Here is a 15567-nt window from a genome sequence, read left to right on the forward strand (position 1 = left end):
ACGCCGAGATGGCTCTTGTTCGGCTTATAGTTCATCTTCTCCTATTCTTTTTACGCCGAACTCTCTCTTATTCGGCTTATAATTCTTACTCTCCATTCTTTTTACGCCGAACTCTCTCTTATTCGGCTTATAATTCTTACTCTCCATTCTTTTTACGCCGAACTCTCTCTTATTCGGCTTATATTCCTTTTTCTCCTATTCTTTTTACGCCGAACTCTCTCTTATTCGGCTTATAATTCTTTTTCTCCATTCTTTTTACGCCGAGCTGGCTCTTGTTCGGCTTATAATTCATACTCTCCATTCTTTTTACGCCGTACTTTCCCTATATTCACCTTATCAAACGCTCCTCAAAAAAAAGAGCCAAATCTTTACTCGATTTGGCCCTCTCTCAAGGCTCCTTTATTAATAAAACACAAAATTAAATAGCTTTTTCAATCGTTTCCATTAAACTTGTTTTTACTTCATTCCAAATTTGCTCGTTGCCAGAAAACTCTTTTGACATCGATTGAACAAATGCTTTAAAAGCTTCCTCATACTTAGGATCTTCTTTATCCTCAGGAATATTTTGCTCTGCTTTTAATTTTTCAACAAGCGTTTGAACTTCTGGAGCACGAGGACCCCACTTCGCTACCTCTTCTCCATTTTCATCTAAGAAAATCACAATGGGGATGGAGCGAGACTTCCCATTTGTTAAATACTGATCCATCAATTCTAAATGCTCATCACGAATCAAATAACGAGTTTCAATAAGAGCTTCATTAGCCAGTCGTATCAAAATAGGCACATTCACCATCGCATCACCACACCAGTCTGCCGTTAATACGATCGCCTTTAACCCTTTTGTTTGATATTGTTGTAACCTTTTCTTCTCCTCATCCTTTAAATGAACCCCATTGTATACCGTTAACAATCTTTCTTTATGTACATTCATCGCTTGAATGTATTCAAAGCCCGTCATTCCCTTATCAAACCAGTTCAATAAATTAGTCATCTATTTTCCTCCTCCATCTAATAAACCTAAACCTTTCTTTACTATATACACTCCAGACGCTAAAAACAAAAAAATTGCTTATGCCCCACTCAAAACTTCCCATTTAGTATAAAATGAACCCAAAAGATTTAGGAGGTCCATCATAAATGAAGACTTTTATTAAGACTCTACTAATCATAGTATGTTTAACCCCAGCTGCTTTTCTCTTTCATTTTTATGAGTATAATCAACATATAAATGGAGAAGAAGCTCCTTTTTTACTGTTAGGTATCCTCTTATTTATTGTTGTAACTGGAGTGCTCTCTATTAAAAGGAAAGTACGTTATATGCTTTTAATAAATATCGGTTCAGTCGGACTATCTCTTATATTAGCTAATCTTTTTATTCCAAATGATACGAGTTGGTTTAAACCATTTGAACGAGATATCGTCATTTTGTTAACCGGTTTATTCATATTTATTTGTCAGCTTGTTATTCATTTAATCTTGCTCGGAACTAAAAAGCTGACAAAACCTCTCTAGTAATCTACAAATAAATCTCCTTCTTTTTAAACGGTTGGCATATAAATCTACTAGCACACATAAGTATTAATATCGAATATCGGTTACACATTTACTATTCGCTATTGTATCAGGCTTTTTGATTTAGCCTAATCGCTTTACTCTCTGAAAAAGGAGTCGATTTAATGGATAACCAACGTAAAACCGAATATACACTACGTGTCTCCACAAACTCCGATTCTCATTATGAGTGGTTAGATTTAGGAGTACGGAATGTCGAGACCAAAAAAATTATTGGATTGCCCTCTAAAAAAAGAAAACAAAAGCGCTACTTGGTCTCTCCTATTCAAGAAAGAACATTTAAACCTCCAGACGACGATAATAACCATCTACTCCACCTTGTTTTATTAAAAGATGGTACCTATTGTTTAGAGCCTGGCAGGAAGGTCCAAGTTGATTTAACCACTTTACAAAATCAACCTAAAATCCAGGCCGCTGTTAGTGTCGTCATTTCCCTTTCTTCATTAGAAAATGATGAGCAAAAGCGCATTCACTCCATCTCTAATCAAATGAAACAGTTAGACTTACACCTTTATGATCTTATTCAATATACAATGAGCAAGTATGGACATATTGAAACAACGACTGAAGAAGGCAGAAAAATTAAGAAATGGCAAAAAGAGAAACAAACTTTAGAACTGACTCGTTATGAAACGTTAACACAAATCGCGATTCAGAAAAAAATAATGCCACCCCACTACCGCATCCAAATTAATATTCGCTAAAGAAACGAAAGACTTTACGCATTATCTCTGAATCACTAGGCTGGAAATGTTTGAACTTTTATCATATTAATCATTATGAAGACCAAAAAAATCCTGAATACTCAGGATTTTTTTATTTATCCAGCAAAGCAGTTTGAATGTGATTGAATGAACGAGGAGATTAGGTTTATTAGACAAAGAACAGAGCAAAAATAACAAATTGTCCTATAAACCAGGGTTCGAAACATCTTTTTATTGCGTAGGCAATAATGATAGTTTGGAGTTTCTTTCTAGTGTGTTCATCGCTTTACCTCTTGCTCTTTATAAATCGAACTCCCACTCATCTTTTAACTTTACATAAAGGAGTAATAGCTGGTTTTCTTTTTCATACATGGTGAGTTGGCTCTCATCAACTTGTAAACGCGGGAACAAAATTTCTGATAATTGCTTTGTTAAGTTCTCACGTTGAGACAAACTAACAAATGTGAATCTTTCCGCATAAGTTTTAATTAAATTCCATTCTTTTTCACGTAACGATTTTAGTTGAAACTCTTCCACTTTTAATTGTTCAAAGGATAGCTGACGACGTTCTATTTCTTTATCGATTGGTGATTGTTTTTTCTTTTCTTTTTTGTTCTTCGTTCATGGACAACAATCGTTCCCCCGACGATATCACCTAATCGTTTATGTTTTGGGTGGAAAAAGATAAACACAATGCCGAGAAAATAGGCCCCAGGCAGCTGATCAACTAAACGGAGTAAATTACGGATAAAGCTAGATAAAAGCGTAATGCTATGCCCATTTTCTTGAATGACACGAATGCCAATTAAGCTTTTGCCTAACGTTCTTCCGCCCGAGACAAATTCATAAATAAAAAAATACCCAAAGTTAAGCAAAAAAATAAAAACGACCAATAATGCAATCGGCCATGTAGCTAAAGAATCGGTGAAAAAAACATTGCCCCAATCTAAGACCACATAAAAAACAAATAAGGCCAATACGAACTGTATGATCATAATTAACAAAGTATCTATCATAAAAGCTAAAGAACGACTCCCAAGACCTGCTGATTGAAACTGTACGGAAACATATTCTGGGGTCTTTATATCGACTTGCTCTTGATTCAATTGATTCACCTCGTTGTTAAAGTAATTAGAAACTGTTTCTATTTTTATCAATTATTACTATAATAAAACTATGAATTGAACGATGGATAAATAGATTACTACATAACCTGCTTAAAAGGAGTTCACTATGGATTTAAAACAATTTGTGAAACAACATCGTGATGATTGGAAAAAACTAGAACAACTAATTAGCACGATGCAAAAGAACAAAAGGAAATTAACCGCAAACGACATTGAACAATTTCAGCTTCTCTATCAAAAATCTGCCCAAAATTTGTCCTATAGCCAAACCTACTACGCTAGTGCTGATGTGACTTTCTATTTAAACGGACTAGTATCTAAAGCTCATAATCTCTTATACAAAGACCAAGTATCGAGCTGGAAACAAATTCAATACTTTTTTACGACTAAATTTGTCCGACTCCTAACAGAACAGTGGCATATGGTTTGTATTGCCATGTTTCTATTCTTTTTAGGAGGAGTTGGTGGCTTTGCTGTCGTCGCAACAGACAGCCTTTATATTTATTCGATTCTCCCAGCTGATGTTGCTCAAGCCGTTCGACCAGAACAACTAGGGGCAGGGCATGATCAAGTAGATTCAGCCTTAATGTCGACGACGATATTAACGAATAATATCCAAGTTGCCTTTTTAGCCTTTGCTGGTGGTGTTACTTTTGGATTACTGACCGCTTATATTTTGATCTATAATGGCATTCTGGTTGGTGCTCTTGCAGGTCTGTTTTGGCATTATAACATGACCTATGAATTTTGGGCTTATATTGTTCCCCATGGCATCGTTGAACTTGTCGCGATTTTTATTGCTGGTGGAGCTGGCTTGTTAATGGGTTATAAATTATTCGTACCTGGTCCTTATTCAAGAGTCTATCAATTAAAAGAACAAGGAAAACGTTCTGTCCAGCTCTTGTTAGGAACGATTCCTCTCTTTGTCATTGCAGGATTTATCGAAGGCTACATTACACCGGGTGATTTCTCATTGGAGGTCAAATATGCAGTTGCCTTTATTACCCTTATCGGACTTGTTCTCTATGTGATCGTTGGGAATCTATTAGCGAAAAAACGGATAGGTAATCACTAACTTAATAAGTTGATATAAGAGACTGGTCCATAAAGTCATTTTTATGATTTTATGGACCAGTCTCAATTATGGCTTACTCCGCCAATATCTACCTAACCTATCCCCATTCAACGACCATTTTTAATTAAATCAAACCGCGGTTTAGCATATTAATATACGAGCTAACAGCTGCTACTGCAATATGTTCTTCTTCTACTTCGAGCATTTCTAAACCTTGCTTCTCCCAACGATTTTGTTCTCGTCTTTTAAATAATGCCTGCTGCTGAGCCATGCTTTTTGTCATGGCTTCCATCACCGTGTTTGGTTCTGATTGAGCCCCCCGATTTAACGTTTGATCCTCAATGCCAATCATCAAAAAGCGATGTCGCCTGCGTATCTGGCTTAAATAATGGAGGGCATTTTCTTCATATAAAAACGTTCGGATGTCACTAAACAGCAAAATTAAGCTTCTTTTCTTTTGAACCGTTTGTAAATAATGAAAGACCTCGGCATAATTGGATTCAACTGCCTCTACTTGTAAATCATAAATTTGGTTCAAAATCGTTTGTAGATGGCTCAACCCTTTTGCTGGAGGAATATAAACTTTTACATTTTTAGAAAAAGCAATAACGGCGACATAATCACCTTTTTTCAAAGCCGCTGCAGTTACTGTTAAAGCCGCTTCAATCGCTTTTTCTAATCGATTACCTTGCTTTAATTCTGTTCCCATCATTCGTCCACAATCGATTAAGAGTGTGACATATTTGCCATGCTCTGGTTCATATTCATTTGTCATGACTTCACGGAGTTTCGCTGTTTGTCGCCAATTAATCATTCTCGGATCATCACCAACAACGTAATTTCTTACTTTTGAAAACTCGCCCACACCACTCGCTTGTTTACGAATAATCACACCCTCGTCAACTAAATAGCGTTGAGCACTTTCTAAATAAGCTTTCATTTCAGTGATATCAGGAATAACTTTGACGCTTTGTGGTTCAGTAAAATAAGTCTGTTTATTCCATAACCCGATTTTACTACGATAACGAATAAACAAATGATCAATCTGATAATCACCCCGGACCGGCGCCTTCGTTTCATACATAATCCGCCGTGCCATCCCGGCTTCAATTACACCTGAAAGCGGAAATGGTCGCTCAAATGATTGTGGAAGACTATCCATGATTTGATAATGTAATTCTACCGCCGATTCATTCTTAAAATGAACGCTCGTTTCAAACGGCAAATTGCGTTCTACCTTATCAGAAATCGTTCGTGTTAACTTTATTTGCTTTTTAGAAGGCAAAGACACGAGATCAATAAAGCTTATTAATAACAAAAGACCATATATAATTAGAACCCAAGGCCATGACAAACCGAAAAAGGAAGCAAGGAACAAAATAAACGATACACTTGTTAATATAAGCAAAAATCGATTGGTCGGGAGAAACCCTTTATCTCGGAACAGAAATCGAGCCCACAAGCTCTTCGATTGTTTGGTCAACTGTCCGTCCCTCCAATTCTACATGTGGAGATAATTGAATACGATGTCTTAAGGCCGGTTTAACAACGAGCTTAATATCATCCGGAGTGACATAATCACGCCCTGATAAATAAGACCAAGCTTGAGCCGCCTTTCCAATCGAGATCGCCGCACGTGTACTCGCCCCGATCCGAATTGACTCAGACTCTCTCGTCTTCCGAACAATTTGCATAATATACTTTAAAACATCATCACTAAGCTTAACCGCCTGAATCTCCGCTCTTATTTCAGCAAAAGTCTCTAGCGATAAAACGGCTTCAATGATCTCATTTCTTGTTTTGCTTTCCAACACTTGTTTTAAAATATTTTGCTCTTCTTCAAACTGAGGAAATTCAACAATTAATTTAAATAAAAATCGATCCTGTTGAGCCTCAGGTAAAGGATACGTCCCTTCAAATTCAATTGGATTTTGAGTGGCCACAACAAAGAAAATTTCATCTAATGGATAGGTCTCTCCTTGAATGGTCACTTGTTGTTCTTCCATCGCTTCTAGCAAAGCAGCTTGTGTTTTTGCTGGCGTTCGGTTAATTTCATCGGCTAATAAAACATTGGTAAAAATCGGACCTTTTAGCGTTTTAAAATCTCCTTCTTTTAAATCATAAATCGCACTACCTGTTATATCACTAGGTAGGAGATCTGGAGTAAACTGAATCCGATTAAATTGACCACCTAAAAGGCTTGCAAGTGTACGTACAGTTTGCGTTTTCCCTGTTCCTGGAACCCCTTCTAATAACACATGTCCACCCGCTAAGATCGCGGATAATAAAAGCCTTAAGTTCTGGTTTTGTCCTAAAATTCGTTGCTCGTATTTTTCTATAAAGGATGCTAATTCTGGTCTCATCCTTCCTCCACCTCTTTTCGTAAATGTTCAATTTTCTTCGACCACTGTAAGTATTCTTGCTTACTTAAATCCGGCTTCGTTAATACCGCCTGTAATCCTACTATAAAACTTTTAACCTCTTTATTAGCTAACTGGCGCTCTAAAGGTTCACTTATGTCTTCCCACGGTTTTGTATATGAAATCCCAAATCGTTCTTGAATACTCACCTTTAAATAGTCAGCTTGAATGTTCAAGCTGTGTCGATATTGTTTGCTTTTTAAATGCCAAACCGCTAAAGCACGTAATGACTCATCACTAAAACGGACCGTTTCTTCCCGAACTTTTAAAATAGGACCAAAACGCTTCCCTTGTATCCACAAAATAAAAATCGTCAGCATCATTAACTGTACAAACAACAATTGGAACCAAAATGGATAAAAAGCAAAATAGCTATTTTGGTCATCTACATTATGGATGTATTCATCAAACAAAATGCTTGTTGTATCTACTAAACTCTCATTTAAAACTTCTGTAAACAATTCAAGATGATCCGCATCAAGAATAAAATGATTCATTAACCACTCGGGTGTCATAAGCACCGTCAATGAGCCAGCCCCTACACTAGTTTCAACAGCAAGTGGCCCATAATTATCCTCTAATAATAACTCTGATTCATCTGATAAAACCAACCTTAAAGGTGTCGTAACGAGCCCTTCCAAAAGAAGCTCATTGTTACTTTTGATCTCAGCATATTCCTGCTCCTCGTCAACACTGACAATATCCGTCTTAATCCCAAAATAGTCTGTTGGTAATTGACTAATGAACAGAATCGAATTTCCAGCCTCCATAAACTGAATATACTCATCCATCTCTTCTCTTGAAAGCATAAAAGACGGTTCAATCATCACCAATAATTGCTCTGATTCATTAGTCTCTAATAAGTCAGGTGTAAATCTCCATCTAGTAATCTCAGAATCGGTATTTTCTAAATATGTATAAATGGCTTTCGTTCCTGAAGGAGAAGGTGATTCAGATAGATATGGTGGATATTCCTGTGGTTGCTTTGAAAAAATAAAATATCCGATTATCCAAAAAATCACAATAACAATCACGATATAAAGCCATGCTCTTTTTGTTGAATATGTTGATTTCAAAACGAAAAATCACCTCCTACTCTTACCCGTTCACTTCTTGTCGCACAGTAGTCTCTTCTTGTTTTAAAATAGAAATCGCTTCCTGCTTAAACGGTTCATACTCGTTTTGGTTTACTTGATGCCCGCCATATGTCGCCCGGTCAAACAATAAAGCAAACACAAAAAAACGCTCTGCTCGCTCCTTACTCCTAGAACGTAGCTCATCATAATATTCCCAGTTTGTTTTCCAGGGCTTGGCAAGCAACCATTCCCTTTTATCAAAATACAATAAAATCGCTAAAAAGAGATGTCGTGTTGCTTTTGTAAAATCTCCCTCATTTTCGAGATTTTCAGCTTCCTTCATATGCATTTCATACGTCCATTCTTTCTCAGACAATGAATGGAGAGGTTTATTGTCTCGGAAGCGACGTTTTCGTTGAATCGTTCTAATAAGAAAGAAGAGAGCGATTAGTAAAAGCACAACTCCAGTAACGACTAATCCAAAAATGAGATAACCATTCCCATTTGCAACTCCCTCAAGATTTGGGAACAGCTTTGAGATCTGTTCGACAATCCAATTGATAATGCGATCAATTGTTTTCTCTATTAATCCTCTATGATCCTCATAATAAATCGTATATTCACGGTCACTTAATATATGTTCCAGTTCTTCTCTTGCATGATTTGGATCGATCACAGCAACACCCCCTTTCGTCAAACCATTACTCGTTTATTCTGTTTTGTAATCATCGATCATCGTCTTCAGATCGTCTGCATCATTTCTTACTTTTAAATCAAAGAATATAATCGCCATCGCAACCGATATCACCATTGTTACAAACAAAGAAACGATACTAAGGATCATCGATGTTAACACACTGTAACCTAATAAGAAGGCGAGCGTAAACTCAATCGCTGTACTAACCATTAACGTAATAATCGTAATTACAATAAAGAGGCCTAAAATCCTCCAACCATTTCCTCTTGTTAAATTCCAGCTTCGGCCAATACCTGGAGCTTCATTATCAATCACAACTACCCCCAAATACATACTCCATCTAATTAATAAATACCCGATAGCGACAAAGAATCCAATAACAAATAAAATCATCATTAAAACGCCAATAAACGCATTATCAATGGCCACCACTCCAAAAATTCCAATGACTAAAACAACAATAAATGGAACAACAAAAATCCCAAACATAATTAAGTAATAAAGAATAGAACTACCTAAAATCCCCCAAAAACGAGAAAAAGCCTTTTTGATTAAAGTCCCAGCCGTAAATTCCTTTTGAGAACGTAAAGAGAAAACACCTATGATAATTGCCGCTTGAGCAACAGGATAAAAGATGAAACTGATAAGTCCGATTATCGAAACCCAAGCATCTTGAGCAAGATTAGTCATTTCTCCCTCTACCTCATCTAAACCTAAACCAGAAAACATTCTTTCATACCAAGGGGCTCCTGTGTCTCCTGCTTGAAAGAAACTAGCTCCATATGAAAGCTGAACAAGAGCTTCAAGTAAAATAAATGGTCCTAATAAGATTAAGAAAACGAGAAAAAAGACCGAAAAATGATTTTTACTCAAACGAAATGTTTGATCAAGAATTTCTCCAAAACTTTTTGCCTTATTAAACTGATTGTCCACTTGCATTCACCTCTAAATATTAATTTTCACATATTTCTTATTTTAACATTATTTATGAAGATTGTAGTGTTATTCCCCTTTATTCAGAAGAAAAAACTTCCAACGGTTTACTCGACTTAATAAAGTTATATTAGTTAGCGTAACTCCGCAAGTTGCATCCACTACGCGTTCCGTGGGTAATTCGATAGCCTAAGCAAACTATTTGAGCTTCAGCCATATTTTTTACTTCCATATAAAAAAGCTTGTCGACAAAATCTCTTGATACGAGACTTTGTCAACAAGCTACAGATACATTACTTAATCGCTATACCCTTTTCTTCCTTACATTAAAAAATGATATCAATAAGCTGCCCCATTGACATTCCGCTTTCGACTTCAAATGTTCCAGGGCGTAACTCATTAGATAAATCACGCTTTTCCACTTCATTAAAGAAATCACGAGCATTGTCAATAATATTAGCACTTTCTAAAGCACGTCCAACATCAATACTTGTCATACCTGGTGATACCGTTAGCATCGTACGATAAACAATATTGTCGCCCTCTTCTGAATCTGTGTCTGCTTCTTCAACATCCTCTTCAACAGCTTCTAGCTCAGCCGCTACTCGCTCAACAACAGCCGCTTCTAATTCCTCTAACTGACTTTTCCATTCAGATTCGGTCTGAACAACATAGCCTGATTCCTGTAATTGCCCAATTAGTTCTTCTTCTGTTTGCTCTTGAACGGCAGGTGTTGCTTCCTCCGCTCCTACAGAAGAATTATCGGTTGTATAATACACGACCCCACATACAGATACAGCTAAAATCATACCCGCTGCAAAACTTTGTAATCCTTTAGATGCCATTGGCTACTTTACCCCCTTCATTTTTTGTTCTTACATAGGGGCTAAGTAAATTCTCAACATCTTCTTTTGGTAATCTTTTTTCGTTTGCAATACCTTCCATTGAGTATCCACGCTTATATAAGTCTAATAAGTCTCTTTTTATCTTTCTTTCTCTTTCTGAACCTAAATCAACACCTGCATCTTTTGCTAATAATTGCAAATCTAGTTCGACATTTCGAATCTCTTGTTGAACTTGTTGTACTTCCTCCAAAAATGAGATTTTTAACGCTTCCATACGTTCATCTTCTTTTTCAGTATTTCCAGACTTAAACATAGAGACTACTAGCAATCCAATAGCAATGACTAATAGAATAATAATCGTGACGAGCATCATTCATCCTCCTTTTTTCTTTCCCCTTTATTTTTAGCTATTTACTAAAATACTTAATTATTAAGTGAACCTTCCACCGACACGAATTCTCACCCTCCGATGGTTAGATAAACCAATCGGACATTTTTTGCTCTCTAAACGCTCAAAAGTGTAGGCAATTATTACTGAATTTCAATCCAACATTACTTATTATACATGGAATTTAGACGGATTTCGATTGGAATCGTGAAAATGCCACAATATTCATGTACTCATTCTCATTCATCTAATTATGGAAGATAATTCCCCTCTTTATTCCTAGATTCTGCCTAGACAAAAAAGAAAAGTACTAGTAGAGTTATGACCTCACTAGTACTTTTCGACCATACATTTTAAACCATTACTTTACACATATCATTTGTGAATTGAACTGGATCTTGTAAAGGCAGTCCTTCAATTAATAAAGCTTGATTATAAAGAAGGTTTGTATAAAGATTTAACTTCTCTTTATCTTGTCCAAACGCTTGAACAAGTGATTGGAAAACTTCATGCTCTGTGTTAATCTCGAGAATTTTTTCCGCCTTCACGTTTTGATTATCTGGCATCGCTTGAAGTATCTTTTCCATCTCAATCGTGACTTCACCATCGGTCGCAAAGCAGACAGGGTGAGTTCTTAAGCGCTTAGACGCTCTTACCTCTTTGACTTTTGAATCGAGTAACTTATTCATTTCTGTAAATAATTCTTGATACTCTTGCTCGTCTTTTTCATCTGATTCTTGAGTATCCTCTGAATCAAGGCCAAGGTCCCCACTTGAAACAGATTTGAATTCTTTTTCTTGATAATTCATTAACATTTTAATGGCGAATTCATCAACATCATCAGTGAAATAGAGAATTTCAAACCCTTTGTCGGTTACCATTTCTGTTTGTGGCATTTTATCGATTCTCTCAATCGAATCACCAGATGCATAATAAATATACTTTTGTTCCTCTGGCATTCTTTCCACATATTCAGCTAATGTCACAAGTTTTTTCTCTTTTGAAGAATAAAACATGACTAAGTCTTTCAGTTCATCCTTATTTGCCCCAAAATCATTATACATTCCAAACTTTAATTGGCGGCCAAATGCCTCATAGAACTTTTCATATTTTTCACGCTCATTTTTAAGTAATGATTGCAATTGGCTCTTAATTTTATTTTTAATATTTTTCGCAATCATCTTAAGCTGACGGTCATGCTGAAGAATCTCACGTGAAATATTTAATGAAAGGTCCTCGGAATCTACCATCCCTTTGACAAAACTGAAATAGTCAGGTAGAAGGTCTGCACATTTATTCATAATCAGGACACCGTTTGAATAAAGCTCTAAACCTTTCTCATATTCCTTAGAATAGTAATCAAATGGCATCGACTCTGGAATAAATAAGATCGATTGATAACGAATCGCCCCATCAACACTAATATGTAAATGTGTTAAAGGCTTATCAAATCCGTAATGCTTCTCTTGATAGAAGTTCTCGTAATCCTCATCCTTTAATTCACTTTTATTTTTTCTCCAAATTGGCACCAAGCTATTGATCGTTTTTTCTTCTGTAAACTCTTCCCACTCGTCTTCTGTACCTTCTTTAAGGTTACGATTCGTCACATCCATCTTAATTGGGTAACGAATAAAATCAGAGTACTTTTTAATAATCGATTGAATTCGATATTCTTCTAAAAACTCATCATAGCTTTCATCTTCGGTATTTTCTTTAATTTTTAATTCGATCGTCGTTCCAACAGATTCTTTTGTAGCCTCTTCAATTGTATAACCATCTGCTCCATTAGATCGCCAAACATATGCCTCTCCACTATCAAGTGCACGGCTTGTAACCGTTACATGGTCAGCAACCATAAAGGCTGAATAGAAACCAACTCCAAATTGCCCAATAATATCATGGCCATCCTTCAGTTCATTTTCTGTTTTAAATGCTAAAGAACCACTTTTGGCAATTGTACCAAGATTCGCTTCAAGCTCTTCTTTAGTCATCCCAATTCCAGTATCTGTAATCGTTAAAAGACGATTTTCTTTATCAATATCAATTTTGACAAAATAATTATCACTATCAAATGAAATGCTCTCATCTGTTAAGGCACGATAATAAATTTTATCAATCGCATCACTAGAATTCGAGATCAATTCTCTCAAAAAGATCTCCTTTTGAGTATAAATAGAGTTAATCATCATTTCTAATAATCGCTTTGATTCTGCTTTAAATTCCTTTTTCACCATAAACTCCCCTTTCCAATTTTCACATAGTTCCATTTTAGCACTCCCTACGTTCGAGTGCTAATTCTATCATTTTTTTATCACAAAAAAATAATGATGTCAATTGGAGGGAAGAAAAAACAGCTAGTAGGAAAAGCATATCCCTCCCTTACATAGCTGCTTATATTCTTCTTTTCAATCCCTTAAAACTTCCAATCGGCAATTTCAAATGGTAAACCGAATTCTTTTTGATAATAGGCGAAAGCTTGTAACAACCATTTTTCTTCTTCTTTTGTAAAAGGAGAATACACGTCTAATTCCTCTACCTGCTCTTCTTCTATATTTTTAAAAAGCTCAAACATTTCTTCATTTACATAATCACCGATAAAATCGACATACTCCTTGATTAATTGGACGACTTCTTCAGAATGGCAGGGCTCGCCTATCAATGCCTTTGTTCGATTCATTAATGAGAAAAATAATTGATCGAGCTTTTTTTGTTCTTCCCCTGTTATATTAAATAAGTCTTCTGCTATTGAGTGATTAGTATGTTTAGCAATCCAATCTTTTTGGATATTTTCAGTTTGAATGCTATTAATAAAACTGATTAAAATCGAGGCTTCTATTTTTTCTTCGCCATCTATACTTTCCATTGTCCGATCAATCGCAGCAAGCACTTGTTCAATTTGCCTCTTTTTTTCTTCAAAAGATTGTTTTTGGAAACGAAGGCTCTCTTTTAAACTCTCCATATCATTTTCATTCGTAAGCATTTTAGCGATTTGCTCAAGTGAATAGCCTAACCATTTAAACGTGACAATTTGCTGCAAAGTTAATAAGTCCTTATCTGAATACTTGCGATGTCCCGTTTTCGGATGTTTATTTGGCTTCAGTAAATGAATTTCATCATAATAATGAAGCGTCCTGATGGAAGTTCCCGTTTTCTTCGCAAATTCACCGACTGAATAAAATTTATTCAACTTCTTCAACTCCACTTTATCTTTAATACCTCTATTGTAAGCCCTAACGTAACGTGAGGGGCAAGACCCTTTTTATTATCTGGCGATTTGCTCTAACGCCTCATCTATCGTCGCATATTTAAAAGCAAATCCTTCTTTCTCAAACCTTTCAGGAATGACCCAACGGCTTTTTAATAATAATTCGGTTTCCGTTCTTAAAACAAACGTTCCAATTTCGAGCATCCATTTTGCAGCAGGTAATCCTATTTTTCGATTGTAGGCTTTTCGCACAGCCGCCGTAAATTCACGATTGGTAATCGGATTAGGGGCTGCACTGTTGAAAATACCTGTTAAATGCTCGTTGTCCATCACATATAAGATCATCTGGAATAGATCCTCAATATGAATCCAACTAAACATTTGTTTTCCATTGCCTTGCTGTCCACCTAAACCAAATTTAGCCAGGTTTGAATATGGAACCATTACCCCACCTGAATCTCCGAGGACAATCGCAATTCGCAGGGCGACTTGTCTCGTGGCCTCTAATTGATGCGAGAAAAACGCTTCCTCCCAAGCAGTGGCGACATTGACAGAAAACCCTTCACCAATTTCCCCATCCACTTCTGTCATAGGCCGATCCTCTGCATGACGATATATCGTGGCTGTACTTGAATTCACCCATAATTTTGGTGGTTTCTGACATGAAGCCACAAGCTCGCCTAATAAATTCGTTGTTTCCGTCCTAGAGTTCAAAATTTCCTTTTTATTCTTCTCATGATACCGGCAATTAACAGACTTTCCGGCTAAATTAATCAATAATTCGCTGCCTTCTAACGCTTGCTGAATTTTTACTTTATTCCCCCATGTAATATGTGGTTCTCCCCTTGAGATGATCAACACCTCATAACCTAATTCTTCAAACCTTCTTTTAAAGTATTCTCCAGTAAAACCCGTTCCACCAGCTAAAATGATTTTTTTCTTCAATTGGAATCACTCATTTCAATATACTGTGAATACTTTCACATATATTATAACAAGAGCTACATTTCCAAACAATGGTGAATTTGGATTATCAATTTCAGCAGTTAACTCTTTTGTAGAAAGAATTTTTTTGAGCCGTCGCGTGGCTTTGGGGCTTTTATTTATTGGCTTTGGGCTTCATTGGGGGGCTATGATTCCCTTTGGGGCTTTTATTCACTTGCTTTTGACTTCATTGCGGCTCTATGATTCCCTTTGTAGCTTTGATTCATCTGCTTTTGACATCATTGCAGCTCTATGATTCTCTTTCTGATTTTTATTCACCGGCTTTTGACTTCATTGCGGCTCTATGATTCCCTTTCTGGCTTTGATTCACCTGCTTTTGACATCATTGCGACTCTATGATTCCCTTTCTGGTTTTTATTCACCGGCTTTTGGCTTCATTGCGGCTCTATGATTCCCTTTCTGGCTTTTATTCACTTGCTTTTGACATCATTGCGGCTCTATGATTCCCTTTCTGGTTTTGATTCACCGGCTTTTGACATCATTGCGGCTCTATGATTCCCTTTCTGGTTTTGATTCACCG

At 36.4% G+C, this 15567-nt stretch carries 16 protein-coding genes; 3 read left to right on the forward strand and 13 right to left on the reverse strand.

The window, feature by feature from the left end; translation table 11 throughout:
* Window positions 1–418: 418 nt before the first annotated feature.
* Entirely contained in the window at window positions 419–991 is a 573-nt protein-coding gene (locus BALCAV_RS17965) for a thioredoxin family protein (protein WP_003320907.1), read from the reverse strand.
* A gap of 146 nt (window positions 992–1137) precedes the next feature.
* Here BALCAV_RS17965 and BALCAV_RS21320 point away from each other — a divergent pair, with 146 nt between their 5' ends.
* Window positions 1138–1512: a hypothetical protein gene (locus tag BALCAV_RS21320; protein WP_003320906.1), complete on the forward strand. Its 375-nt coding sequence runs from the start codon at window positions 1138–1140 to the stop codon at window positions 1510–1512.
* 164 nt (window positions 1513–1676) lie between these two features.
* Complete coding sequence (locus tag BALCAV_RS17975) at window positions 1677–2276, forward strand: hypothetical protein (RefSeq protein ID WP_003320905.1); 600 nt, start codon at window positions 1677–1679, stop codon at window positions 2274–2276.
* A 300-nt stretch (window positions 2277–2576) separates the two neighbouring features.
* Here BALCAV_RS17975 and BALCAV_RS22885 read toward each other — a convergent pair whose 3' ends face one another.
* Window positions 2577–2813, reverse strand: a complete 237-nt coding sequence (locus BALCAV_RS22885) for a hypothetical protein (protein WP_235213144.1) — start codon at window positions 2811–2813, stop codon at window positions 2577–2579.
* A 32-nt stretch (window positions 2814–2845) separates the two neighbouring features.
* Window positions 2846–3382 carry an RDD family protein gene (locus tag BALCAV_RS17980; RefSeq protein ID WP_235213145.1) on the reverse strand — a complete coding sequence of 179 codons (537 nt, stop codon included), beginning with the start codon at window positions 3380–3382 and terminating at the stop codon, window positions 2846–2848.
* A gap of 127 nt (window positions 3383–3509) precedes the next feature.
* On the opposite strand from BALCAV_RS17980, the gene BALCAV_RS17985 reads away from it, so the two are divergent.
* Complete coding sequence (locus BALCAV_RS17985; protein ID WP_003320903.1) at window positions 3510–4478, forward strand: stage II sporulation protein M; 969 nt, start codon at window positions 3510–3512, stop codon at window positions 4476–4478.
* A gap of 124 nt (window positions 4479–4602) precedes the next feature.
* Here the strand turns inward: BALCAV_RS17985 and BALCAV_RS17990 are convergent, their stop codons facing one another.
* The 10 genes from BALCAV_RS17990 to BALCAV_RS18035 all read right to left on the reverse strand — a co-directional run bounded on the left by BALCAV_RS17990 (window position 4603) and on the right by BALCAV_RS18035 (window position 14987).
* Complete coding sequence (locus BALCAV_RS17990; RefSeq protein ID WP_136445976.1) at window positions 4603–5961, reverse strand: DUF58 domain-containing protein; 1359 nt, start codon at window positions 5959–5961, stop codon at window positions 4603–4605.
* Window positions 5912–6841, reverse strand: coding sequence for an AAA family ATPase (locus BALCAV_RS17995; protein WP_003320901.1), 930 nt, complete (start codon window positions 6839–6841; stop codon window positions 5912–5914). Before BALCAV_RS17995 ends, BALCAV_RS17990 begins: the two co-directional genes overlap by 50 nt.
* Entirely contained in the window at window positions 6838–7974 is a 1137-nt protein-coding gene (locus BALCAV_RS18000) for a DUF4350 domain-containing protein (RefSeq protein WP_003320900.1), read from the reverse strand. The genes BALCAV_RS17995 and BALCAV_RS18000 overlap by 4 nt, the downstream gene beginning before the upstream one ends.
* A 22-nt stretch (window positions 7975–7996) precedes the next feature.
* Window positions 7997–8650 carry a DUF4129 domain-containing protein gene (locus BALCAV_RS18005; protein WP_003320899.1) on the reverse strand — a complete coding sequence of 218 codons (654 nt, stop codon included), beginning with the start codon at window positions 8648–8650 and terminating at the stop codon, window positions 7997–7999.
* A gap of 33 nt (window positions 8651–8683) precedes the next feature.
* On the reverse strand, window positions 8684–9604 hold the full coding sequence (locus tag BALCAV_RS18010) for a glycerophosphoryl diester phosphodiesterase membrane domain-containing protein (protein WP_003320898.1): 921 nt from the start codon (window positions 9602–9604) through the stop codon (window positions 8684–8686).
* Between the two features lie 326 nt (window positions 9605–9930).
* Window positions 9931–10449, reverse strand: a complete 519-nt coding sequence (locus BALCAV_RS18015; RefSeq protein WP_003324307.1) for a hypothetical protein — start codon at window positions 10447–10449, stop codon at window positions 9931–9933.
* Entirely contained in the window at window positions 10439–10819 is a 381-nt protein-coding gene (locus BALCAV_RS18020; protein ID WP_003324306.1) for a hypothetical protein, read from the reverse strand. Before BALCAV_RS18020 ends, BALCAV_RS18015 begins: the two co-directional genes overlap by 11 nt.
* Window positions 10820–11190: 371 nt before the next feature.
* Window positions 11191–13071, reverse strand: a complete 1881-nt coding sequence (htpG, locus tag BALCAV_RS18025; protein ID WP_003324305.1) for a molecular chaperone HtpG — start codon at window positions 13069–13071, stop codon at window positions 11191–11193.
* 179 nt (window positions 13072–13250) lie between these two features.
* A complete protein-coding gene (locus BALCAV_RS18030) occupies window positions 13251–14024 on the reverse strand; it encodes a MerR family transcriptional regulator (protein ID WP_003324304.1) in 774 nt (257 codons plus the stop codon).
* A 75-nt stretch (window positions 14025–14099) separates the two neighbouring features.
* Window positions 14100–14987, reverse strand: coding sequence for a TIGR01777 family oxidoreductase (locus BALCAV_RS18035; RefSeq protein ID WP_003324303.1), 888 nt, complete (start codon window positions 14985–14987; stop codon window positions 14100–14102).
* Window positions 14988–15567 lie beyond the last annotated feature (580 nt).

The sequence above is a fragment of the Alkalihalobacillus alcalophilus ATCC 27647 = CGMCC 1.3604 genome (assembly GCF_000292245.2).
GTDB lineage: Bacteria > Bacillota > Bacilli > Bacillales > Bacillaceae_D > Alkalihalobacillus > Alkalihalobacillus alcalophilus.